This window comes from Rothia sp. 18CD1-1, from assembly GCF_055285355.1.
In genome coordinates this window covers 12674-34494 of record NZ_JBUZLI010000001.1, presented here as the reverse complement: position 1 = coordinate 34494, position 21821 = coordinate 12674, and the positions used below count along the sequence as shown (strand labels likewise).

General features: G+C 55.9%; 23 protein-coding genes, 1 tRNA gene and 1 riboswitch. Of the genes, 13 read left to right on the top strand and 11 right to left on the bottom strand.

From position 1 onward, the window contains the following. Positions 1 to 12: 12 nt before the first annotated feature. A riboswitch (TPP riboswitch) is annotated at positions 13 to 112 on the bottom strand. An 84-nt stretch (positions 113 to 196) separates the two neighbouring features. Continuing rightward, a complete protein-coding gene (locus ACS1BR_RS00200) occupies positions 197 to 463 on the bottom strand; it encodes a DUF4235 domain-containing protein (protein ID WP_463559382.1) in 267 nt (88 codons plus the stop codon). Between the two features lie 148 nt (positions 464 to 611). Here ACS1BR_RS00200 and ACS1BR_RS00195 point away from each other — a divergent pair, with 148 nt between their 5' ends. Then, positions 612 to 1934 (top strand): MFS transporter, encoded by a 1323-nt coding sequence (locus tag ACS1BR_RS00195; protein WP_463559381.1) that lies wholly within the window; start codon positions 612 to 614, stop codon positions 1932 to 1934. Here ACS1BR_RS00195 and ACS1BR_RS00190 read toward each other — a convergent pair. Both ACS1BR_RS00190 and dcd read right to left on the bottom strand, forming a co-directional pair. Continuing rightward, positions 1931 to 3058: a hypothetical protein gene (locus tag ACS1BR_RS00190; RefSeq protein WP_463559380.1), complete on the bottom strand. Its 1128-nt coding sequence runs from the start codon at positions 3056 to 3058 to the stop codon at positions 1931 to 1933. The two genes, ACS1BR_RS00195 and ACS1BR_RS00190, sit on opposite strands and share 4 nt — an antisense overlap. Before the next feature lie 40 nt (positions 3059 to 3098). Continuing rightward, on the bottom strand, positions 3099 to 3686 hold the full coding sequence (dcd, locus tag ACS1BR_RS00185) for a dCTP deaminase (protein WP_463559379.1): 588 nt from the start codon (positions 3684 to 3686) through the stop codon (positions 3099 to 3101). Between the two features lie 93 nt (positions 3687 to 3779). On the opposite strand from dcd, the gene ACS1BR_RS00180 reads away from it, so the two are divergent. The 5 genes from ACS1BR_RS00180 to ACS1BR_RS00160 all read left to right on the top strand — a co-directional run bounded on the left by ACS1BR_RS00180 (position 3780) and on the right by ACS1BR_RS00160 (position 7347). Beyond that, positions 3780 to 3853: transfer RNA gene (locus tag ACS1BR_RS00180), tRNA-Gly, on the top strand. A 366-nt stretch (positions 3854 to 4219) separates the two neighbouring features. Continuing rightward, entirely contained in the window at positions 4220 to 4414 is a 195-nt protein-coding gene (locus ACS1BR_RS00175; protein WP_463559378.1) for a hypothetical protein, read from the top strand. A gap of 169 nt (positions 4415 to 4583) precedes the next feature. Continuing rightward, positions 4584 to 5201: a DJ-1/PfpI family protein gene (locus tag ACS1BR_RS00170; protein ID WP_463559377.1), complete on the top strand. Its 618-nt coding sequence runs from the start codon at positions 4584 to 4586 to the stop codon at positions 5199 to 5201. A gap of 320 nt (positions 5202 to 5521) precedes the next feature. Then, complete coding sequence (locus ACS1BR_RS00165) at positions 5522 to 6475, top strand: ABC transporter ATP-binding protein (protein ID WP_463559376.1); 954 nt, start codon at positions 5522 to 5524, stop codon at positions 6473 to 6475. Continuing rightward, positions 6472 to 7347, top strand: coding sequence for an ABC transporter permease (locus ACS1BR_RS00160; RefSeq protein ID WP_463559375.1), 876 nt, complete (start codon positions 6472 to 6474; stop codon positions 7345 to 7347). Before ACS1BR_RS00165 ends, ACS1BR_RS00160 begins: the two co-directional genes overlap by 4 nt. A 69-nt stretch (positions 7348 to 7416) precedes the next feature. On the opposite strand, the gene ACS1BR_RS00155 is transcribed toward ACS1BR_RS00160, so the two are convergent. After that, a complete protein-coding gene (locus ACS1BR_RS00155; RefSeq protein ID WP_463559374.1) occupies positions 7417 to 8439 on the bottom strand; it encodes an aldo/keto reductase in 1023 nt (340 codons plus the stop codon). Between the two features lie 3 nt (positions 8440 to 8442). Beyond that, positions 8443 to 8670 carry a hypothetical protein gene (locus ACS1BR_RS00150; protein WP_463559373.1) on the bottom strand — a complete coding sequence of 76 codons (228 nt, stop codon included), beginning with the start codon at positions 8668 to 8670 and terminating at the stop codon, positions 8443 to 8445. A gap of 300 nt (positions 8671 to 8970) precedes the next feature. Here ACS1BR_RS00150 and ACS1BR_RS00145 point away from each other — a divergent pair, with 300 nt between their 5' ends. Continuing rightward, a complete protein-coding gene (locus ACS1BR_RS00145) occupies positions 8971 to 9606 on the top strand; it encodes an NAD(P)H-binding protein (protein ID WP_463559372.1) in 636 nt (211 codons plus the stop codon). Between the two features lie 219 nt (positions 9607 to 9825). On the opposite strand, the gene ACS1BR_RS00140 is transcribed toward ACS1BR_RS00145, so the two are convergent. Further along, on the bottom strand, positions 9826 to 10512 hold the full coding sequence (locus ACS1BR_RS00140) for an alpha/beta hydrolase (RefSeq protein ID WP_463559371.1): 687 nt from the start codon (positions 10510 to 10512) through the stop codon (positions 9826 to 9828). A gap of 140 nt (positions 10513 to 10652) precedes the next feature. Beyond that, the gene (locus ACS1BR_RS00135) at positions 10653 to 11930 is read right to left on the bottom strand and encodes a M20 family metallopeptidase (RefSeq protein ID WP_463559370.1); all 1278 of its coding nucleotides are present in this window, start codon (positions 11928 to 11930) and stop codon (positions 10653 to 10655) included. A 116-nt stretch (positions 11931 to 12046) separates the two neighbouring features. Between ACS1BR_RS00135 and ACS1BR_RS00130 the strand changes: the two genes are divergently transcribed. The 5 genes from ACS1BR_RS00130 to ACS1BR_RS00110 all read left to right on the top strand — a co-directional run bounded on the left by ACS1BR_RS00130 (position 12047) and on the right by ACS1BR_RS00110 (position 15893). Further along, positions 12047 to 12349, top strand: a complete 303-nt coding sequence (locus ACS1BR_RS00130; protein ID WP_463559730.1) for a zinc-binding dehydrogenase — start codon at positions 12047 to 12049, stop codon at positions 12347 to 12349. A 111-nt stretch (positions 12350 to 12460) separates the two neighbouring features. Next, the gene (locus tag ACS1BR_RS00125) at positions 12461 to 13345 is read left to right on the top strand and encodes an ATP-binding cassette domain-containing protein (protein ID WP_463559369.1); all 885 of its coding nucleotides are present in this window, start codon (positions 12461 to 12463) and stop codon (positions 13343 to 13345) included. Beyond that, complete coding sequence (locus tag ACS1BR_RS00120; protein WP_463559368.1) at positions 13342 to 14136, top strand: hypothetical protein; 795 nt, start codon at positions 13342 to 13344, stop codon at positions 14134 to 14136. The genes ACS1BR_RS00125 and ACS1BR_RS00120 overlap by 4 nt, the downstream gene beginning before the upstream one ends. A gap of 70 nt (positions 14137 to 14206) precedes the next feature. After that, complete coding sequence (locus tag ACS1BR_RS00115) at positions 14207 to 15223, top strand: MauE/DoxX family redox-associated membrane protein (protein WP_463559367.1); 1017 nt, start codon at positions 14207 to 14209, stop codon at positions 15221 to 15223. Between the two features lie 37 nt (positions 15224 to 15260). Then, complete coding sequence (locus tag ACS1BR_RS00110) at positions 15261 to 15893, top strand: class I SAM-dependent methyltransferase (protein WP_463559366.1); 633 nt, start codon at positions 15261 to 15263, stop codon at positions 15891 to 15893. Between the two features lie 4 nt (positions 15894 to 15897). On the opposite strand, the gene ACS1BR_RS00105 is transcribed toward ACS1BR_RS00110, so the two are convergent. Beyond that, on the bottom strand, positions 15898 to 16602 hold the full coding sequence (locus tag ACS1BR_RS00105) for a hypothetical protein (protein WP_463559365.1): 705 nt from the start codon (positions 16600 to 16602) through the stop codon (positions 15898 to 15900). A 74-nt stretch (positions 16603 to 16676) separates the two neighbouring features. On the opposite strand from ACS1BR_RS00105, the gene ACS1BR_RS00100 reads away from it, so the two are divergent. Beyond that, the gene (locus tag ACS1BR_RS00100) at positions 16677 to 17660 is read left to right on the top strand and encodes a hypothetical protein (protein WP_463559364.1); all 984 of its coding nucleotides are present in this window, start codon (positions 16677 to 16679) and stop codon (positions 17658 to 17660) included. Positions 17661 to 17664: 4 nt separating this feature from the next. Here ACS1BR_RS00100 and ACS1BR_RS00095 read toward each other — a convergent pair whose 3' ends face one another. From ACS1BR_RS00095 to ACS1BR_RS00085, 3 genes are read right to left on the bottom strand one after another with little or no spacing between them, the layout of a single operon-like run. Continuing rightward, positions 17665 to 19860, bottom strand: a complete 2196-nt coding sequence (locus ACS1BR_RS00095) for a cytochrome c oxidase assembly protein (protein ID WP_463559363.1) — start codon at positions 19858 to 19860, stop codon at positions 17665 to 17667. Beyond that, on the bottom strand, positions 19857 to 21155 hold the full coding sequence (locus tag ACS1BR_RS00090) for a Dyp-type peroxidase (RefSeq protein ID WP_463559362.1): 1299 nt from the start codon (positions 21153 to 21155) through the stop codon (positions 19857 to 19859). Before ACS1BR_RS00090 ends, ACS1BR_RS00095 begins: the two co-directional genes overlap by 4 nt. A 33-nt stretch (positions 21156 to 21188) precedes the next feature. Then, positions 21189 to 21818 carry a copper chaperone PCu(A)C gene (locus tag ACS1BR_RS00085; RefSeq protein ID WP_463559360.1) on the bottom strand — a complete coding sequence of 210 codons (630 nt, stop codon included), beginning with the start codon at positions 21816 to 21818 and terminating at the stop codon, positions 21189 to 21191. Positions 21819 to 21821: the final 3 nt, after the last annotated feature.

Genomic DNA, 21821 nt, shown 5'->3' with positions numbered 1-21821 from the left:
CGCAGTGTCTGCGGACTTTGAGACTCGACTTCCTCCACCGGTACTAGCCGGATCAGGTTCGAGGGTCTGCTTTCGCACTCTCAGCACCGGCGGTGCTCCCCTGTCGTTTCTACACAGCGCATTTTCTATGCGCACTACCTTTTGAGTATAAGCCTACCGAGACACAACTTGGTGAGACGCAGTGTGTACCGGCAGCCTAAACCTCGGTGATACCCCCGGTTTTAGCTGCCTGCCTGGCTTCAAGAGCGTGCGCCCGGCGGGAAATAGCCACCTTGATCACGGTGCCCACCAGGCCGGTCAGCAGAGACCAGAGGATGATGTCTCGCCAGCGTTCGTCGTCATCGGGGTTGTTAGCCGGCGGCTCGTTGCCGGTGATTTTCTTCCAGCTGGCCGAGAGCGCCTTGTTGGCTAGCGCCACGCCTCCCAGCGAAGCCAGTGTGCCGGCAATCCGGATCGGGTTCATTTCTTCCTCCCAAAATGTAGAACGTACCCTCAAGGATATACTGTCCCCGGCAGAAACACGCCCCATAAAAGTTGCTGTTTGTGACAGCTGTGAGCGGATATCGTTGGTTACTCTTGAGACTATGACAGTGCGGACAGACGAGCAAAGCATGCGACCACCCGTAGGTAAATCGACCATTGTTGCCTGGGCCCTGTGGGATATGGGCGGGGCCGCCTTCAACGCTATTATGACCACCTTTGTTTTTGCCGTCTATCTGACCTCGTCGCTGTTTGGCGACCCGGCACACACGTCTTCTGTGCTATCGACGGGTCTCACGGTGGCCGGTTTTCTGATTGCGGTACTTGCGCCGGTCACCGGTCAGCGCAGTGATGCCGCCGGTAGACGCACCTTCTGGCTGACCTTCAACACCTTTGCCACCGCCACTGTGATGGCGCTTTGTTTTTTTGTGGCCCCCGATCCCGGGTATCTGCTACTGGGGGTACTGCTTCTGTGCGTGGGTAATATTGTCAACGAGTTCGCGGTGGTCAACTATAACGCCCTGCTTCCCGAGTTTTCTACCCCGCAGAATGTTGGGCGGGTGAGCGGTCTCGGCTGGGCTTCCGGATATTTTGGTGGGATTTTTGCGCTCACCCTGGTACTGCTGGGTTTTATCGGGTTGGGCGAGGGGACCGGGCTGCTCGGTATTCCGCCCGAGAACTCCTATAATATTCGGGCGGTGGCACTGTTTGCCGCTCTCTGGTGCCTGGTTTTTTCTTTACCGCTACTACTGACGTTGCGGCGACGGGACCGGCTGGCTGGCCCGGTTGTCGTGCCGCCTCGCGTCGGGCTGGTTGAGTCTTATAGGCAACTGTGGGCAACCATGCGGGCCCTCTATCGTCGGGCGCCGCAGACCCTGTATTTTCTTCTTGCTTCGGCGGTTTTTCGCGATGGTCTGGTGGGTATTTTTACCTTTGGGGGGATTCTTGCTGCCGGCACCTTTGGGTTTTCCACTACCGATGTGATTATTTTTGCGATTGCCGGCAACGTGGTGGCGGGCCTGGGTGCGCTGGCCGGGGGAAAAATGGATGATTTGGCGGGACCTAAAACGGTGATTGTTTTTAGTCTGGTGGGGATTCTTGTGGCGGCTACTCCCCTGCTTTTTGTGCAGACCCAGGGTATTTTTTGGGTGTGCGGGCTTGCCCTGTGCGCTTTTGTGGGGCCGGCACAGTCTGCTTCTCGTACCTATCTTTCGCGGCTGGTCCCGGCGGGAAAGGAAGGGGAAATTTTCGGCCTCTATTCCACGACCGGTCGGGCCGCGTCCTTCCTGGCGCCGGCGCTGTTTACGTTCTTTGTTTCTCTGTTGGGGAGACAGATTTGGGGCGTGCTGGGGATCATGACCGTTATCTTTATTGGCCTGCTGCTGGTGCTGCCTCTGAGCAGTGTGCCCCGTCGGGCCACACTGCGGTCGGGGCCAGATTCTGGTTCCTTCTAGCGCACCACTCCGCCGGCACGTAGGCTTTCTAGAGCGAGAGTAAATTCTTGTGGTGGGATTTCGCCGTAGATTTTTTCGAGTTCTTTTTTGAGCTCTGCCGCCGGTAACGGTGTGTTGAGTAGCCTCCAGCTGTCGGCGGCGAAAGCCGATACCTCCGAGAGTTCACTGTCTCGGTAGAGGAGGAGTCGCTGTCCGATGAGGTAGCCGCTGGTCCCCGGTGCCCGCTGAATTTTTGTCGCGTCTAGCGGGGTGTGCTCAGGTTCTTCACAGTACTGTACGGTCTCTTGATTTGCCGCCATCGTTGTTTCACCGGCCAGGAGTTGCTGTATCAGCCCCAGGGTGTCGGTGATCTCGTGGTAGGTCAGTCGTAGGGCTCCACCGCAGTCTTGCACCAGCTCGATGAGCCGCTGTATGCCGTTTGTGGTCTGAGCCAGTCCCGATGTTTGCTGCACGATTTCAAGCAGTGAATCGGCAAGTGCCACCGGTTCGAGGGAGGGGGTACAGGGTTTGGGGCTCCTATCCAGGAGCACTATGCGCGTGAGCCGGTACGAGAAATCTCCGGTACCGGCCACATTCATGCCCAGTTTTGCCGGATCGTACTGGGCCTTGGGTTTGCCCTTGGTTTCTATGATTGACAGCGGTTTGGGGTAGGGACGAATGTGCAGGTGCCTATCCACCACCGCGGTCTCATCTGACAGGTAGGTCAAATGCCGGCCCAGGAAGCGTGATGCCGTGGTTTTCCCCCTGCCCGACGGGCCGATGAGAAGTAGTGCACGGTGGTTTTCTGCGTTGCCCAGGGCAGCCGCGTGGAAGAGGCTCAACCGGCCGGCCAATTTTTTGAGCATGATGAAGGTAATGGCGACGGTGAGCTGTTCCTGGGCCTCTGCCGTATCGTTCACCCGGATCACGGTGTCGGGCCCGGGGGCAGGTACGGGGTTTTCTTGTGCGGTGATAAGTACCGTATGTGCGAGGTCGTGAGGGCTTCGCGGATTGGTCCGAAATTCTTGGGGGTTCATCGAGGCCCAGGAGTCTTTGACGGCGGCAATAAATTCTGCGGGCACTGACTCGTCAAAGATAAGATGCACCGGTACCCCGGCTGGTTTCAAAGATATGCCGCGGTACATTAATTTCTCCCCTGCCGTACGGGGTTGGGTGGGTGAACTGTTAGTTTTCACGGGGGATTTCGGTTCGGTGAAAATTGAGGTAGCTGCGTGAGGCGGTGGGCCCGCGCTGTCCCTGGTAGCGGTTGCCGTAGGCGCCGTCACCGTAGGGGTGCTCGGTTTTGCTGGTAAGTCTAAAGAAGCACAGCTGCCCCACTTTAGAGCCCGGCCAGAGCATAATCGGTAGGGTCGCCATGTTGGATAGTTCCAGGGTGACGTGCCCGGAGAATCCGGGGTCGATAAAACCGGCCGTGGAATGGGTGAGCAGGCCCAGCCTCCCCAGTGATGATTTGCCCTCAAGTCTTGCCGCGATATCGGCGGGCAGAGTGACCTTTTCGTAGGTTGAGCCCAGCACAAACTCGCCGGGGTGCAGGATAAAGGGTTCTCCCGCGGCAACCTCTACCAGGTGGGTGAGCTCGGACTGGTCCACCGAGGGGTCGATGTGGGCGTATTTGTGGTTATCAAAGAGGCGGAAGAAACGGTCGATTCTCACGTCAATTGAGGCCGGCTGAACCATGGACTCGTCATAGGGTTCCAGCACGATTCTGCCGCTGTTAATTTCCTGACGGATGTCGCGATCTGAAATAAGCACACTCTAAAAATATCGCACCGTGCGCCACCGGATCCTAGGAACTCGCCAAATACGCCAAATAGGGCTATCCTAGAGAGAGCGTTGTGAACGCACGCGGCTGTAGCTCAATGGTAGAGCGCACGCTTCCCAAGCCTGATACGCGGGTTCGATTCCCGTCAGCCGCTCCAAACAGGTTCCCCTACGGGTACAAGATATTCACTAGATAATATCCATGAGCTCTTGCATGCTCTTATCACAAGGTTCTACACTGAAAACATCTGAAGAGGGCAATTCTCATACCTTCTCGCTGTGGCAGATCCTATATGGCGTGCATCTTGGGTTCTCATAGGACTTGGGTTCAACGCCCCGGCTAGGAGCCGAATTGCGTCTACAGGAACGCCGGCAGCAATCATTGCTGCCGGAGGGTATGCGGCCCTACGATGCGTATTTGGTAGGTAACAATGTTGTTTTCTCGGGCATCTCAAGACCAGGTTCTGAGTCAGTTGCGAAATTGTGAACTTGAGATTTCTGCTCTTCCCCATAGAACTCAAGACATGCAGCGCGCACAAACGATCATTGAAAACCTCAAAGCTGAAAACGCTACTGTAGATGAAATAGATGCCGCGTTAGCCAGCAACGGCCTACCTACAGTAGCCGAAGTTGGCAAAGCGACAGCAGAGAGCTTGTTTGCAACCTGGAGGTTGAACCGAAGGCGTCGAAAGCTAGAAAAACAACTAGCAAAGTTCTAGTCAGCTCACTTGAGTGAAATGGGCTTAAAGCATTGCCGCGTCTGTAAGGGATAGATCCTGCTTTAAGGATCAGTTTGTGGTGATCCGCGAGTTCAGGCGGGCGGCTATAGGATCGTCGCGTTAGAATGAAACCTACGAGCTAGGGCTGAGTCAACGATTGGATACGGGAGTGAAGAAAGTCTACCTCTACGTGCTAGACGGGATGGCTGAATGGGAGGTTGGAAACATCCTGCAGGGTCTCAGCATGGAACCACAGCTCAAACAAGGCCATCGGGACTACGAGCTCCGAACGGTTAGCCATGACGGAAAACCAGTCAAAACCCTTGGCGGGCTTACCATTGTGCCCGATGGTTCACCCGGTATCATCACAAATGATCAAGCAGCGGCATTGCTGCTACCCGGTGCAGATTCGTGGGAGCGGGAAGAACATCAAACCATCCTCGATAGAGCAGAAACATACCTTGGTCAAGGAATTGTCGTTGCGGCAATCTGCGGGGCAACACTGGCACTGGCAAACCGAGGTGTCCTTAACCGTTACGCACACACTAGTAACTCGCCTGAATATCTCAACATGTTCTCGACAAACTACACCGGAGAGATGCTATACCGCAGAAAGAACGTATGGGTAGATAAAAACCTCATCACCGCTAACTCTGCTGCGGGGCTACAATGGGCAAAAGCTATATTGGAACAGGCCAACGTCTACCCAGCGAAAACCATCGACACCTGGTATCTGTACTACTCAACAGGAAACCCAGAATACTTCTTCAAGCTCACGGCCAATTAGCGGACCATAGTTTTTCATAGGCAGGAATAATACCGATACCCTGCCGTCACCTCGCCGCAGTCGACGTCATCACCGTGGGCCCACCCGAAAACTCTACCAGTGAGATACACGCCTAAATCCCCAAAATTTGATCAGGGCATACAGCGATGCACATTTATTCTGTCATCAGGTGAGCGAGTATCGTGAGGAAATTTTTCACGGCTGATGTGGAAGCGATTCTCTTGCGTGATACCACACTATAGGGTCGCTCAATCCCGGTCGGGCTGAGCTGCTGTCATTTCATATACACTAAATTGGACACGTAAGGGGTTGTTTACACGATGGATACACGACGAATCGCAGATAGTTCGCAACTTAACAGCGATACCGCCATGATCCGTGTTTCTCACGTGGTCAAGCGCTTCAAAGACGTTATCGCGGTTGATAATCTATCCTTCAAAGTCCCAGATGGTTCGCTGTTCGCGTTTCTCGGGTCAAATGGTGCGGGAAAGACAACCACGATTTCATGTATGACAACCCTTCTCGCTCCAACAGAGGGAACAATCACGGTAGACGGATTCAACGTCGTTGACGAACCCCACAGGGTACGGGAAAGGATCGGGGTTGTCTTTCAGCAGTCATTGCTGGACCCGCGTTTGACGGTTCAAGAAAATCTCGCTCTGAAAGCAAAGATCTACGGCGTGGCAGGATCGCGCATTGACCAACTTTCAGAATTGGTGAATCTCGCGGGTTTCCGGGATAGGACTTACGGAAACCTGTCCGGCGGCGAGAAACGCCGCACGGACATCGCGCGCGCACTCTTGCACAGTCCGCGGATCATTTTCCTAGACGAACCCACCGCCGGTCTCGACCCACAAAGTAGGGAACAAATATGGCAGGCGATTGGTGGGTTACGCGATCAGCTGGGTCTAACCGTCGTCCTTACCACGCATTACATGCAAGAAACCGAGTTTGCAGATCATGTTCTTGTGATTGATAGGGGGCGCCAAATCGCTTCGGGTACTCCGATAGAGCTTCGTGCACAGTTCTCTACCCCGAGCCTGCTGATCAAGAGTAGTGATTCCACGCGGGATGCGATTATCGGCGCAATCGAGCGCTTTCTTCCCGAAATGGATTGGTACGAGGAAGGCGGTGCAATTATCACCCCGCTGACACGAGCATACGACGCGCTTCCCATTCTCAACAGCCTTGGTGATGCGGCTGCCGACTTCCACGTTGTGCAGGGCTCGATGGATGATGTTTTCCTCAACCTCATGAAAGAAGCTCGTGCATGAGAACAACACAATCTCTAGTCATTCGCAATCTCACAATTTACGCCAGGGATCGTATGGGCGTATTCCTCTCGCTACTCTCTTCGCTGATCCTGCTCCTGCTTTATGTCCTCTTCTTGGGGACACTACAGGTAGACAATCTGAAAGAGATGTTCCCGGATGCTAGCACGAGCACAGTTCTGGGCTATGTCAGTAGCTGGGTTTTTGCCGGGATCGTCATGATAACAACGTTTACAACGGGCTTTGCGGCACTTGGCACATATGTTGATGACCGCGTGACCGGCCGGTTTAAAGAATTCCGTGTGTCGCCCATTCGTCCTTCTCAGCTGATCGCGGGGTACCAGCTTTCGGCAACGATCGTGTCACTGGTGATGAGCTACCTTGTGATGGCCCTTGGTTTGGTTTTGCTGTACTTTTTGTACGGTGTGCGGCCCGGGGCTATGAACATCTTCATCGCGGCGGGCTATACGGCTCTTTTGTCTCTCACTTTCTCGGCGTTGTCATCATGGGCTATTACGTTCGTGTCAACGAACGGGAGCTTCACGGCCGCTAGCACGATCATGGGCACCCTCCTAGGTTTTCTTGCCGGGGCATATCTCCCGCTCGGTGTTGTCAGTGAAAACGTGCGCAACATTATCAACTGTCTTCCCTTCTCCCCCGCGGCCATGCTCCTGCGTGACCCTCTCGCGGGAAGCACGCTAGAGAAGCTATCTCCTCAAGATGAAGCGGTCCAAGCTGTGAGAGAATACTACGGACACACGCTCACCGTTGGTTCAACCGAGATTCTCCCGTGGATGGTTGTTCTGGCCCTGCTCGCCATTACTATTGTGTTTACCGTTCTTGGCGCGTACCGAATCGAAAAAACCGTAAAATAGCGTGATTTGCCTCCCCGAATTCAGAACCATGCGCCGAGTTTACCGCCGATTTTCCGCGGCCGTCCCCTCTCAAGCGCTACTACTGTCAGGCCGCGCCGTTCCGGCTAGGTCCCGTTCGCCGGGCCGGGCTAGAGGGCCAACAAGCTCGTGGGCGGTATACGGTTCTTCAAGGAAGGCCACGTCCTCCTCACTCAGTGTCAACCGGGTGGCCGCCACAGCTTGTTCCACCCGCCGGGGTGAGGAACAGCCCACAATGGGTGAGGCAGGCCCGTGCGCCCAATGCCAGGCCAAGGCTACCTGCGCCATCGGCACATCCAGCCTATTGGCCACCTGCGCCACCCGTTCAACAATCGGCATATCCTGGCGCTTTGCCGCATCGTACTTGTTCTGCATAACGGTGTCGGTGGTGGCCCGCGTAGAGTCCGACTCCCAGGTGGGCCGGGTCAGATGGCCGCTGGCCAAAGGACTGTAGGGGGTGGGCAGCGCACCAAACTGGCGGACAACCGGCAGCATTTCACGCTCCGGCTCACGGTAGAGCAGGTTGTAGTGGCATTGCATGGTTGAAAAGGTCGTCCACCCATGATCCACCGCTATACGCTGTAGATTATGGTACTGGTAGGCATACATTTCACTGGCGCCCAGCGCACGTACCTTACCGGCCTGCACCAGTTCGTCTAGGGCCTGCATGGTTTCTTCCATGGGCGTGCCATAGTCAAAACGGTGAATAATGTACAGGTCCAGATAATCCGTGCCCAGACGCTTCAACGAGCCTTCCACCTCGCGACGGATCGCTGCGGCAGATAAGGCACCTTCATTGAAAAATACTTTGCTGGCCAGGACAACCTGCTCACGCGCCACCTTCAACTCTTGTAGCGCAGTACCAATGTATTCTTCGCTCGTGCCGTGGGCGTAAACATTGGCGGTATCAATTGTGTTCAGCCCCGATTCTAGAGCCTTTGCGATCACTGCCGTTGTGGTGGCCTGATCTACTGTCCACCGGTGAAAGTCCGCACTAGGCTGCCCAAACGACATTCCGCCCAGCATCAGTTGTGAGACTTTTACACCGCTGTTCCCGAGTTCAAAATATTTCATTGTTTACCCCTGTTGTGACCCTGATACCGGACGGGTAGATACCAGATAATTTTGATAGGCCGCGGCCTGCTCGCCCAGGCCCGTATCCGTGATATTCAGTGCCCATTCAACCACAAACGGGCCAAGAAACCGTGTTCCGATGAGGTCGCTGGTTGCCTGAAACGGACTCAATAGTTCATCGATGATGTAGCCGATACAATCGTGGGCGTAACCCGACGCACCCACACTCACGAGACTCAGCGACAGGCCATACTCTCAAGACCGGGCTTCCGCACCCCTCGGTTGGAGCGCACGAGCACCGTTTGGCTCTGCAAGAAACCTGCCCGTACTGTGTTAAAATAAAACTCTAGACCGAATCAGTAATACCCTGCCAGTTTGCTGCCGGACTTCTCTCCCACTAGTATGTAGTTAACCGTTCAGCCCGCTGCTCTTTACTCGGAGTAGACGGGCTGGATTTCTATTCTGAAACCGCCTCGCTCATCGCAGGCTGCACTTCACCATATGTCCGCAAGATACTCAGAAGGAACACCCATGAAAATCGTGATTATTGGGGCAGCTGGGCAGATCGGCCAACTCACCGCCCGTTATCTTCTCGATCAGACAGATGCTGAGCTAGTGCTTTTTGCCCGGCGGGCGCAGAGCCGTCTTGCCCGGTTCAGTTCAGACCGGGTCACCCTTATCGATGGTGACCACTCCGACGTCAACGCCCTCACCCAGGCCATGGTCGGCGCAGACGCTGTTCTCCTCGGTTTTGTTGCCGACGACACCACTTTTGCACCTGTACAGGAAGCTATGCAGGCCGCCGGTGTCAATCGCGTCGTCGTGCTGAGCGTACCCGATATCTACCGGGAGATTGAAGGGCCTTTCCAAAAATGGTACCGTGCCAATACCGGGCTCATGTGGCAGACCCCCATCCGCACCCTGGCGGATAACCTTGAGGCCGGCGATCTTGACTATCTGATCCTGCGTATCACCTGGCTCTACAATGCAGAGAATAAACCGCTCAACGTCACCCGCAAGGGCGAGCCCTTTACCGAGGCGCAGGTAACCCGAGAAGCTGTCGCCCAGTTCATTACAGACGTTCTGGCTAATAAACTCTCTTACAGCCGGGAGAGTCTTGGCCTGGGCGAAACCGATACCGCCTGGGAAAAACCCAGCTTCTACTAGGACCTGCAATAGAGCCCAAAGGCATGCGCGTTAGTGCGGAGGCGGGTCACTTTGATCTTTATGACCTAGCGCCCTGGGTGCCCGAGGCGTTCGGGTATATCACGCCTTTCTTTGCCAAGAACCTATAACCTAGTATCCACGCGAAAACCGTGGGTGCCCCGACCACGGTTAGGGGCACCCACGGTTTTATCTACTAATTTTCAGGTATATACGGTACAGCTATGCTTGCTCTTGGGCAGCCTGCACAATCAGCTGGGCGACCTCCGGCGCATGGGATACCGGAGAAACATGCGAAGAGTTCAGCTCGATACGCTTCACGGGCTGCATACGCTCCGCCATCATCCGCTGATTTTCGGGGCTAATCATTCTGTCTTCGGTAGACACCTGGTAGTAGCTGGGCTTTACCTTCCAGGCTGGGCTCTTGACTGTCCCGGCAAAAGTTTCCGCCTGCGGTGCCTTCTGGGTTACCGCGAGCACCGTTGCTTCTTCCCGATCAATATCCTGGCAGAAACTCTCGTGGAACTTCTCCTGCCCCACCCACAGGTAGCCGTCCGAATCCTCAACAACGTTAGAGATAGCGGCAGCCGGTTTCTGTTCAGAAATCGATCCGGTTGACTCCCCCTGATCCGGGGCAAAGGCCGCAATATAGACCAGGGCCTTTACTTTGGGGTTATTTCCCGCTTCGGTGATTACCGCCCCGCCGTAGGAGTGTCCGACAAGGATCACGTCGTCTTCCGCCTGATTAATCATCTGGACGGTTCGCGCAACATCACCTTTAAACGAGGTCAGCGGGTTCTCCACAGCCTGCACGGTGTAACCCTCTTTCACCAGGTGGGGTATCACCTTTGACCAGTGCATAGCACCGCCCCAAAAACCGTGAACAAGAATAATAGTTGCCCGAGCCATAGTCGGCTCCCTTCCATACGGTGTCACGCTGCCATAAAACGGCTCCCAGTATACCCTTTCAGCCCATAGTGTCCTTGTGGCCCACATCAATCTGCGCGCACGTCACCGATCCGCGAGCTCGAATATTGATGCAGCTCCTCCTACTTCAGATAGGAAATAATTGTTCTCGTGTAGACCTCAACTAGTTCTAAGACCCGGCTAAATTCCACAGATTCGTCGGGCATTCCCACAGAAGAACCATCGCAACCATACCAGTATGCGGGGATTCCCCTATACCGCCAGTAGCGCGCATCCGATAGCGCAATTTCAGGTGCACCGCGTACTTCCTTGCCTGTCACACGAGCAATCGTAGCCGCCAAATTTTCAAACAGTTCACCCCGAGGCTCCGAGTAGTCGGCAGCATCGCTTCCAACCAACTCTAGACGTGCCCCGGGAAATTTTTTAACGATTCTCCGGGCACGAGCAACCACATTTTTTGTTGAGACGCCCTGCGGAGTCACAATCATCACCGATAAACGTGCTTGAGAAGGGATGAGGCTCGGCAAATCTCCACCACTGATCTTGCCCACCGTCACCGAGATTTTCTGAAGCTGATCCACCATCCCGCGACCAACCCTCGCTTCATACCAGGAGGCTTCCTCAGGTGAAGCAACTGGCCTCCTCACAGCTTCCGGAAGAATAGTTGGAATTTCCTCAAGTTTCTTGAGCTCACACGCAATATCCATGGCAACTTCTACTGCATTTTCTGAAAAATTATCATACCCAGCTATAGCCCCTTGGGTAGACACCGTAATTTCTAGTTGTGTATAGCCCTTGGAAGAATATGAAATTACCTGCTCGTGTGTTGGTTCAGCCAGCAAAACACCGTCGGCAAGCATTTTTTCAGGGACAGTGTCAAAGAGATACCCAGCTCCTCGACCCCACCCTGTTTCTTCATCAGAAACAAGGGCCATAGAGAGCTGCCCTTTAAATAGACTTCTACAGCGATTTGCGTATCTGTAGGCGTAAAGCATAGCAACAACTCCGGCTTTCATATCAGCCAATCCTCGACCATAGATTCGGCCGTTCTCTTCCTCGGCGGCAAACGGATCACGCGACCAGTTTGCAAGGTTTCCGGTGGGAAGTATATCAAGGTGCCCGCATAGCATCAGGTGTTTCGACGGTAAGGAGACACCCCCTGTACCACCGCCAGTTTTACTCTGGAGGCCGGAGAAATTTGCAAGAATATTTGGCATCTTAGCGGTGTGAGTATACTCTTCGTACGGGAGCTCCCATTCACCAAGCGCCTCACACAAGACACCCATAACACCGCGGGTATCTTCAATATCTTCACGCGAAGTAAACATTACAAGTTTCTTTAATAAAGATAAAATATTTTCAGAATCTTCTTTTATCCATGAACAGATTTTTTCTTCCATTATTCCCTTTCTCGCTGTCAACAAGTTGACCTTATCAGGGTATATTTTTATATGCAACCACAGTATTAAAAATTTCCGCCTCTCCCCTCTTTTAGACTAAATTCTCCAAATGATAGATCAAAAATCTAGAAACATGTGCGTTCTCGGATAGTGCGAATGACCGAGGTGTCTGGGAGCTCGATCATTTTGACCCCATTGTCGATACCCGCGGCGGGTATCTTACCGGCTACCATTCAGCTGACGCGCAAGCGGCTCTCCTCCAGGAACTCATTGACACCGTTGAAGACCATTCCATCGATGTGTCTCCGCAGCATGTTCTGCCCCTGCACCGAGCAGAACAGGCACACCGTATCCTTGAGCAAGCACACGGCTACGGCAAGATCGTTCTCGTTCCGCAGGATAGGCGGGATAGCCGGTAAATTCTAAAGTTTTATTCAAGCTGCCCCACCTTCACTGACCAAAATATATGATTTTAAATAAAGCTACTTCTGGGCGAGATCAAAATACACGGGAGGAAAGGAGATCATCCCATGATCGTCGTCAAGTCACTGAAAAAACACTATAACGGGCATACCGCTCTCAGTGAGGTCAGCCTTGAAGTCGAACCGGGCTCAATAGTAGGGTTTATTGGCCCCAACGGCTCAGGCAAGTCAACCACCCTGAGAATCATATCCGGTCTCGAACACCCGGATGCCGGCAGTAGCCGCATCGACAATGAAATATCCGGACAACTCACTAGTCCCTGGTCAACCATGGGAACTCTACTCGACAGGCAGGGTGTCAACGGTGAACTCACGGGGATACGGGCCCTCCAATCGGTTGCATCTGCCTACCGGGTGCCCAAAAAAGAAATTCTAAACCTGCTCCACACGGTTGACCTCGCCCACGCGCAACAGCGAAAAGTCAAAACATTCTCCCTAGGAATGAAACAACGCCTCAATCTCGCGATAGCGCTCATTACCCAGCCCACATACCTTATTCTCGACGAGCCCATGAACGGGCTCGACCCCGATGGAATCATGTGGCTACGAAATTTTCTTACTTCCTACCGAGATAACGGAGGCGGAATTCTGCTGTCATCACACACGCTCACCGAGGTCGAAGCAATAGCAGATCGCTTTGTCATCATCAGAGAAGGCAGAACCATCTGGTCAGGGAACAAAACTGAACTAGATGGCCCCGACGACTCGCTCGTGGATTCAAACGACCGAGAAAAACTGTACCGGGCACTCGCAAAACACCGTTATGATTACTCTACCCACGGCAATACAATACGGGTAAAAAATATAGAACCCGCAGATCTCGGCGCTGTCCTCCACCGGGAAAACGTGGTCATCACCCACCTCAGCAAAGATCGCAACTCCCTCGAAAAACTATATCTATCTCTCCACAGCGACACGAGGAGCAACCAATGACGGCACACTACACAAATCACACCTTTGGGCAGCTCAAACTTCAAGGACACATTTTTCTTGGATCTCGTTCCATCCGCCTGCTCAACTATGTTGGCCTCATCATCATGTCCGGTATTGCTCTTGCCGTAGCATACAGCGTTTCCAGCTCCTACAGCCGAGGTGAACCCTTAGAAAGCACATCCTTTCTCTACGAAATATCAGTCTTCGGCTTTTCCTTTGCCCAAATATTTTTCGGTGCAGCAATCATCGTCTTCATCTGTACGGAATGGGGTTCCGGATTTATTTACACCACCTACGGGGCCAGCCAAAGACCAATAAGGTTCACCCTTGCAAAACTTTTTTGGCCTCTCGTCTTTGCAATTTGCTCGTTTTCACTAACTCTCCTTATCCTCATCCCGCTTGAGAACTCACTGATCGGCACAGGCACCCCCTACGCGCTCTCCCTCACCGACCTCACGGTGTGGAGACAAATAGCCATAGCAAGCTTCAACCTCACCAGTAGCGTCCTTTTTGCAGCCGGGCTAGCAATCATATTTCGCCACACAGCATCAGCCCTAGGGGCCTACATTGCCATCAGTATTATTGCGCCCATGGTATTCGGTCTCATCCCTCTGGATATTTCTCAAAACATAAGCCGATGGCTTCCCAATAACATTTATGGCTACCTTATTTCCCAGGATCCAATGACAGTTAGCGGGCTAAACTACCCGCTCCTTTTCCTCGCCGCAGTCACCTACCCAATCCTTACAATTGCCCTCGGAACCTACCTGTTCAAGAAACAACCCGTATAACCGTCACCTCCGCCTCGGGCAGAACTAGACTGAAAGGATAAAGGCTCCCCGAACTCAAGGATTACACAGCTTGTCCCCTCTCGTTCTCTGCTCGCTGACCATCATCATTACCCTGCTCAGTAGCGGTATCGCCAAAGCCAAAGACCCGGCCAGCACAGCGGCCGCCATCGTCAACCTCAACATCAACCGTTGGGTCCCCATGAAGGCGGCCTCAAAACTTGTACCCTGGGGCGAGATTGTTCTGGGCCTATGGATCTTTTTTGCCCCCGGGCAGCTAGCGATCCTGGGCGGGGTTGCCGCGGTACTCCTCTTCAGTTTCTACTGGCTAGTAATCGCCCGCGCTGTCGCCACCGGCAATACCGCCAGTTGCAACTGCTTTGGCGGAGACTCCACCGCCCCCATATCGGGCTTCACCCTGGGGCGCAACACCGCGCTCCTGGCAGCAGCAGCCGGCACCCTCATCAACGCCGCTACCAGCGGAAAATCAGTACTCGGTGTCCTTACGGTACTGAACAGCACAGACTGGCTCTGGCTACTGGGGGCCGCCCTGGCCGCGATCTCACTCTGGTGTGTCTACCGGGCCGAACTGGTGCCCTCCCCAGAACCCACCCCTGCGGTTGAGCCCGCCACCGGGGCAGACGAAACCGCTCACAGAATAAACCCCGGGGACGACGACTACATTCGCCTCCCCATCCCCTACGGCACGCTACGTTCACTCACAACCAACACCGTGTCCTCCCTGCGAGAATTAGCCGAACAGCAGGCCCGGGTTCTCATCTGGGTCTCCCCCGGCTGCGCGCCCTGCCGCACCGTACTGGAACGGGTGGAGGACTGGCAGAAAAAGCTACCCATGCTCGGAATAAACCCCGTGGTCTCCGTAGAGAACCAGCGGGGTCTGCTGGGCTTGGGGCCCCATATTGAGGTTTTTGTCGACGAAAATTTTTCCACCGAACCGGTCTTTGGGAGGGGCACCCCGCTGATAGTTGCCCTGGGCACAGACGGCCTGGTGGCCGGCGGCCCCGTAGCCGGCAGAGACAGCGTTCTACAGTTGATGGACGACCTCATGGTCGAGTTTGACCTGGCGTAAAATCGGCAGTACACCCCAAAGAGTTTGAGGAGCATCTATGCACGAGAAATCACTGTGGCAGATTCAGGTCGAGCGCAACCCTGGCCATTCCGACTGGTATATTCAACGTTTTAAAACCATGGCCGAGCAGGGGCAGGATCTCTGGGGCGAGGCCCGCCTCATCGACGCCATGGTGCCGCGTCAGGCAAAAATCCTTGATGCCGGGTCCGGCCCCGGCCGTATTGGCTCCTACCTTCACGAGCGCGGACACCGGGTCACCGGCGTCGATATTGATCCCAAGCTCATTGCCGAGGCGAAACGGGTCTGCCCAAAGGCCCGCTGGATCACGGCAGATCTCACCGACCTCCACCGGGCCCTGGGTTTAAGCGGGCACACTGAAGCGGCAGAAGATGGCTTTGACTCCATTGTGTGCGCCGGCAACGTCATGACTTTTCTGGCGCCCTCCACACGGCTACCCATTCTCGAGAATTTTCGGGCGGTACTGGCCGACGGCGGGCGGGCCGTGGTCGGCTTCGGAGCCGGCCGCGGCTACGATTTCGCTCGGTTTTTAGCCGATTCTAGCGCGGCGGGGTTATGGGTTGAGCAAAAATTCTCCAGCTGGGATCTGCGGCCTTTTACCGAACAGTCAGATTTTCTGGTGGCGGTGCTGTCCCGCTCATCTGCGCACTAGGTAATTACCAGAGCAGGTTCCACCGTTGCAGGGTTTCTTCCGGCAGCAGGGAGCCCGCCGCAATGGCCAGCAGAATCACCGCAGACACTATAGCAACAGTTGCAGACCTCCAGCCGGGGTGTAGCTCGTTGAAGGTCACCAGACCCGGGTGCTGCCTGTTCATCTGCACCACGTTAATGCGGGGGTACACCACGGTCTGCGACGAGATGTCGGCCGCAATAGCGCGCATAGTTTTCTGGTCCCAAATCCTACCGTCAAGCCTCAAAACTCCCTTTCCAGCGGCGTCGAGCGCCCACATAGCCGGCACCCCCCTATATCTCAACGACTTAGCGCCACCGTCGGGAAGGTTCATGGCTTTCTTGGAAGCCAGCCGCTCCGTGAACACGGTTTTCTCAATGTCGGCAAGAGCAACCGCCCTCCACCCAAAGACCCTCCCATTCAGCACGTGGGTGCTGGTTTTGATCACGACATTGGGTTTGAGCACCGAATACATCACGAAGAGAGCCCCCAGCACCACAAGAATCATAACCAGCGTGTAGGGTAGGGCAAACCTACGGCGGGTGAGCAGAAAGAGAATGCCCACAACCACGAGCGCCGGTGCGAGCGCGGTGATAATCCGCCGGTGGTAGGAATGAATGCGGGGGTGGTAGATGCCGTTGGCGGCCACTTCACCGTATTTATCGGGGACCTGGTGTGCATATTCAGCCATAGGAAATATCCTAGTCGGTTGGTCTTGGCTTCACCTGTTCTAGCTGTGTGTTCTCGGTGAGCTAGATTAGAGTCATGCGTTTTAGTTCTCGTATTGACCGGGTTTTAGCCGGTTGGTTTCTTGGCCTGTTATGTGCCGTGGTGATCGCCCTCGGTGCCCTCGCCCTGATCAACCGAACGGTTTACGAGCCCGCCGGGCAGGTTCGCCAGTATCTTCAGGCTCTCAGGGAGGGTGATGGCGGGCGGGCGCTGGGTATTCTCGGGGCCACCGTGCCCGACTCAAATGCGGCCATGCTCGACGGTCAGGCGGCGAAGAGGGCGGTGGCGGAGCTCGAAAACCTCAGGGTAGCGGGCACCAGTTTCTCAGATGATGGACAGCGAGCGACCGTCACTATCGCCTACTCTCTCGCCGGGGAAGAGAACAGCACCGACTTTCAGCTGTCGAGGGTGGGTTCCCACTGGGGTGTTTTTGATCGGTGGCATATTGACGGTAGCGAGCTACCCACCGTTGAGGTCAGCTCGTCCTCGGCGCATGCGGCCACTCTTAATAATGAGAAGGTGTCGGTAGACGGCGGTTCGCAAAAGTTCGCGGTTTTTTACCCGGGACGGTTTACCGCAGCCTATGAGTCGGCCCTCTACTCGGCTTCTGAAGAAAACGTTGATGTTATTTCTGCCACCGATAGCTCTCAGAAGTTAACCGTGGAGTTGGCTCCCAGCGATGCGGCCCTTAACTCGGTGCGGTATCAGATCAAGTCACAATTAGATTCTTGCGCTTCACAGAATTCTCTTTATCCCACCGGCTGCCCCTTCGAGTACAGTTTTACGGGCAGGGTTACCGGAGACGTCTCCTGGACCATCGAGGAGTACCCTGACCCGCAGGTGAGTATTGACGATAGGGGGCAGTGGGTGATCCCCGATGCGGAGGGGAAAGCAAAAATTGAGTTCACCCAGCTAGACCTCTATACCGGTAAAACTTCCCCGGTGAGCCGGGAGGTTACCTTCACCTACAGTGGTAGGCTCGAGGTGGGCGAGGAACAGGTAACGGTGGTGCACGACTAGCCAGCTAGAGGCGGCCGGTCTCATCCTGTTCTCGGAGCCTTTCAAACATTGCGTTATAGGCGGCGAGCTCGGCATCACCATCGCGGTCAGCTTGGCGGTCTTCCCGGCGCTGCACTTTTTTGTCGTCGATTGACCACTGCACGGCAACCGCCACGGCGATGAGCATAGTGGGCAGCTCACCGATCCCCCACATGAGAGATCCCCCCAGTTTTTGGTCATCAATGGCGGAGAGGCCCCAGGGCCTCCCGATATTCCCAAACCAGGAGGCTGCAAGCAGCGACTCCATGTTCATCATGGCAATACCCACAAAGGCGTGGTAACCCAGGGTAGCAATCAGCAGTACAAGCCGAATCGGGTAAATAGGCCGGTACGGAATCGGGTCAATACCGATAAGAACCAGGCAGAAAATGTAGCCGGTCATCAAAAAATGCACGATCATGAACTCGTGCCCCACATGGTATTCCAGCACAAAGTTCAGCATGCTCGTCCAGTAAACCACAATGATGGAACCGGCAAAGTTGACCGCGGCAAAAATCGGGTGGGTGATGACCTTTGACCAGCCCGAGTGCACGATGCGCAGAATCCACTCACGGGGCCCTCGTGTACCGTCCTGCCGGGGCTCTAGGGCTCTTAGCAGGAGGGTGACCGGGGCCCCCAGCACCAGAAAAATGGGCACGATCATGGTGAGCGACATGTGCTCAACCATGTGTGCTGAAAACATGACCCGCCCGTAAACGGCCAGGGCACCCGAGGTCACATAGGTGAGCAGGATCAGCCCGAAAAACCAGGAAAGCAGACGGGGCACCGGCCAGCGGCCACCACCGCGGCGCACCTTGAGGAAAGCCCAGAGATAGAGGTAGGCCGCAAAGAGGCAGAAAGCAACCCAAAACCAGTCAAAGCGCCACTGGGTCAGCCACTCGGTACCCCGCGGTTCCGGCGGCATGTCATACCAGGTGATAATGCGCACCGGCGGTGCGTCTGTGGGCAGGGTTTCCGGTGCCGGCGGCGCGGTACGGGAGAGTGATACGGCCAGGCCGCTGGTCGCCCCCATAATCACGAGCTCGGTGAGGATAGCCGCCCAGAGACCGCGAATGAGCTTGATATCGCCGCGCTCCATCCCGGGTATGAGTACCAGGCGGTGGCCGGCGCCGATAGCACCCAGAAGGAGGGTGAGCGCCAGTTTTCCCAGCACCAGAGCACCGTAGGGGGTGGTAAAAAGTTCACTCCAGCTATTGAGCCTCACGAAAGCATTGATAAGCCCCGAGAGGGTGACCAGGATAAATCCCCCCAGAGCCAGCACCGAGTAGCGGCGAAGCACCACCACCGCCATGGGTGCGCGGCGGGTCACTGCGGTTTTGCTGCCCCTCTTCTTCTCTGACAGGGTTCCGGTACCGGCATCGTCCCCGCTCATAGTGCGGGATATGTAGGTGAGTGCGATAAGCCCTCCGCACCACATCATCACGCCCACCAGGTGAAGACCCAGCGAATTGACCGCACCCATATGGTCGTTTCCGCCCGATGAGTGACCCCCCAGGGCCATATCGACCAGCGCAACCAGGGATACCGCCAGGGTCAAAAGCAGACCCATGAGCGAGCGCACACCCAGAGCCAGGGTCGCTACCGTTGCCGCTACCACCGCGGTGGTGGCCTGCTCTTTACCCGCGTCGATGGTCGTAATATAGCCGATCAGTTCTGAGGTGTAGTCGCCGGTACCGCTCACGGGGCGGCCCGAGATGTCGGCGTAGGAGAGCACCAGCACGCACAGGGCGGCGAGCGTCCAGGTGACCGATGATGCCGCCGCAAGATTCATGATAGAGACGAAAGCGGGGTATTCTGCGCGATCCCGGTTTTTTTCCCTCTGCTGCCTGCTGTACCTGTGGGCCATGTTGATTCTGAGCGGCCGCCGAGTGGAATCGCTGAATCGCGGAATGATTCCGATCGCAAAAAGTAGCGACCCCATCGCGGTGATCATGGCAAAATTATGCAGGGTTTCGGCGATAGGCAGTCCCCAGCGCACGATTGCGCCGGCGTCTGCCAGCTCGGTTGCGGTGTTTGCGCCGGTGGCTGTCAGGGAAGCTACAAGCAGCAGGAAGGCCGCCACCGGAAAGGCCCAAATCCACTGGCGACGCGGGCCCCGGCTACCCTGAGGTTGGCCCGGAATTTCCCCGGTCACTTTGCGGTCTGTCTTGACCCGGTTCATCGGAAGAGGCTCTCGCCAATAAACCCGTTCTCGGTGCAGCCTGCGGGTATGGCGAATACAGCCGAACCGATGGGCACAGTCCAGGTGTTGAGCATATCCAGCTCGGCCAGCCGGCTCTGGATGGGAACAAACTGCTTGATCGGGTCCGCCTGGTAGGCGGCAAAGATCAGCCCAGACCTCGATACTCCCCCACTGACCTGGCCGTCATCGGAAAACCCCGACGCCCGAGAGACGGGCATGTCATAGTTATAGGGGCGGCGCAGAATATTTTCGACGGGTTCCTGCGCGGTAGCACGACGGATATGAGCGTAGGGCGCTATCACGGTGAAGCCTAGCTCGTTGGTAGCCGAAAGGTCTGCGGGGTCTTTTTCTTCTTCACCGGTCAGCGGGGCGCCGTTGCTTAGCTTGCGGCCGATGGCGTCTTCGCGGGCCGGTCTATCCACCCGGTCCCAGGTGTCGAGGTTCATGTGGATCCTTCGGATCACCAGCGAGGTTCCGCCGGGCTCCCAGGGGGTGAGATCCCGGTGGGTGCCCCACACGAATTCGTCCATGCTGCCATCGGAGGCTTCGGGGTTGATGGTGCCGTCGATCTGCCCAAAAAGGTTACGCTGGGTAGTTGCGCTCGATTCTGACCCGTGGGCCCGGCGAAAGCCCTCCTGCACCCAGCGCACCTGCCCAAAGGAACGGATATCTTTGAGAAACAGACGCTGGGCGTGAGCGAGGGTCACGCGGTCATCGGAGCAGAGCTGGATCAGCAGATCGCCGTCGTTCCACTCGTCCTGGAGCCGGTCAATCTTTTCGAAAGCCGGTAGCGGCCGCAACCATGACGGCTTCATGTCGGGGTTGGCGATATCGAAGATGCGTTCTCCAAAGCCCAGGGTGACGGTGAGGTTTGCGGGTATCTCCGCCAGTTCTGGTTCCTGGTCGATCAGGGGGGCCTGACCGTTAGTGAGGTCTGCCGCGTCGGCGGTGAGGATTCTGAGTAGCCGTTCCAGCCCGTCTTTGTCAATGGAATCGTTGATGTCGATGGCGATAAAGATACCGTAGGCCGGAATCCGGGTGTCTATCCCGGCCTGACGCTGACCGTAGAAGCCTACCTTGGCGGTGCGCAGGGGCAGACTTTCTCCGGGCTGCGAGGGCCGCTGCACCGCAGAGATACCGGCTTCAGCACCCAGGGTACCGGCAATCCCCAGGCCCACCCCAGCAGTACCGGCAAGCAGGGTGCGGCGGCTGGTTGTACCCCCTCCCCTATGACCGGGTTGTTTTTCAGGGATCTGCTCAGAATCTTGGGTCATGGTGCCTTCTTCTCGGTTTTCTCTCCCCGGCAGTTAGCAGCGCGGCAGTGTTGTTTCTTCACTGTCGGTTGCGTGGTCCTGGGTATCAGCGTGGCCCGAGTGCTCGGAGGCGGTCTCGTCGGCGGAGTTCTCTTCACCTGGCGCATAGCTTTCCTGGGCTCCACTGTAGTCGCGGGCTTGCGCGGTAAACTCCAGGTCGTCACCGTTATCGACGGTGAGTGTGACCGTTACCGAGCTACCGGCCGGCAGAGAGCAGGTGAGGCGCATGAGCATAATATGGTTGCCGCCGGGTTCAAGGGTGAGGGTCTCACCCGGCCCGATACTGAAATTCTCCACCTGTTTCATCGCGGTACTACCCGTGGCGGAGTCAAGTTCGGTGGCGTGCAGCTGCGTGTTCCCGGCGTCGGTGGCGCTCGACGACGCACCCGTGACGGTCACTGCCTGCTCACCGGTGTTGGTCACCTGCCCAAACACGGCAGTCATACCCGATTCTGCGGCTTTGGCCCACGCATTTTCCACGGTGAGTCCGGACGACGATTCGGCTGACGCAGAGCTGCTAACCACCCGATCCTGGGTTTCTGTCTCTGTCCCGGAGCAGCCGGTCACAACCAGAGCGCTCAGGGCTATCAGGGCCAGGGCCGGTTTGAGGTGTGGTGAAAACATCTT

Coding starts and splice junctions, on each gene's coding strand:
- ACS1BR_RS00120 (WP_463559368.1), top strand. CDS start 13,342: ATGACGGCACACTACACAAATCACACCTTTGGGCAGCTCAAACTTCAA.
- ACS1BR_RS00085 (WP_463559360.1), bottom strand. CDS start 21,818: ATGTTTTCACCACACCTCAAACCGGCCCTGGCCCTGATAGCCCTGAGC.
- ACS1BR_RS00165 (WP_463559376.1), top strand. CDS start 5,522: ATGGATACACGACGAATCGCAGATAGTTCGCAACTTAACAGCGATACC.
- ACS1BR_RS00200 (WP_463559382.1), bottom strand. CDS start 463: ATGAACCCGATCCGGATTGCCGGCACACTGGCTTCGCTGGGAGGCGTG.
- ACS1BR_RS00160 (WP_463559375.1), top strand. CDS start 6,472: ATGAGAACAACACAATCTCTAGTCATTCGCAATCTCACAATTTACGCC.
- ACS1BR_RS00100 (WP_463559364.1), top strand. CDS start 16,677: ATGCGTTTTAGTTCTCGTATTGACCGGGTTTTAGCCGGTTGGTTTCTT.
- ACS1BR_RS00190 (WP_463559380.1), bottom strand. CDS start 3,058: ATGTACCGCGGCATATCTTTGAAACCAGCCGGGGTACCGGTGCATCTT.
- ACS1BR_RS00135 (WP_463559370.1), bottom strand. CDS start 11,930: ATGGAAGAAAAAATCTGTTCATGGATAAAAGAAGATTCTGAAAATATT.
- ACS1BR_RS00175 (WP_463559378.1), top strand. CDS start 4,220: ATGCAGCGCGCACAAACGATCATTGAAAACCTCAAAGCTGAAAACGCT.
- ACS1BR_RS00125 (WP_463559369.1), top strand. CDS start 12,461: ATGATCGTCGTCAAGTCACTGAAAAAACACTATAACGGGCATACCGCT.
- ACS1BR_RS00095 (WP_463559363.1), bottom strand. CDS start 19,860: ATGAACCGGGTCAAGACAGACCGCAAAGTGACCGGGGAAATTCCGGGC.
- ACS1BR_RS00140 (WP_463559371.1), bottom strand. CDS start 10,512: ATGGCTCGGGCAACTATTATTCTTGTTCACGGTTTTTGGGGCGGTGCT.
- ACS1BR_RS00195 (WP_463559381.1), top strand. CDS start 612: ATGCGACCACCCGTAGGTAAATCGACCATTGTTGCCTGGGCCCTGTGG.
- ACS1BR_RS00145 (WP_463559372.1), top strand. CDS start 8,971: ATGAAAATCGTGATTATTGGGGCAGCTGGGCAGATCGGCCAACTCACC.
- ACS1BR_RS00090 (WP_463559362.1), bottom strand. CDS start 21,155: ATGACCCAAGATTCTGAGCAGATCCCTGAAAAACAACCCGGTCATAGG.
- ACS1BR_RS00110 (WP_463559366.1), top strand. CDS start 15,261: ATGCACGAGAAATCACTGTGGCAGATTCAGGTCGAGCGCAACCCTGGC.
- ACS1BR_RS00105 (WP_463559365.1), bottom strand. CDS start 16,602: ATGGCTGAATATGCACACCAGGTCCCCGATAAATACGGTGAAGTGGCC.
- ACS1BR_RS00155 (WP_463559374.1), bottom strand. CDS start 8,439: ATGAAATATTTTGAACTCGGGAACAGCGGTGTAAAAGTCTCACAACTG.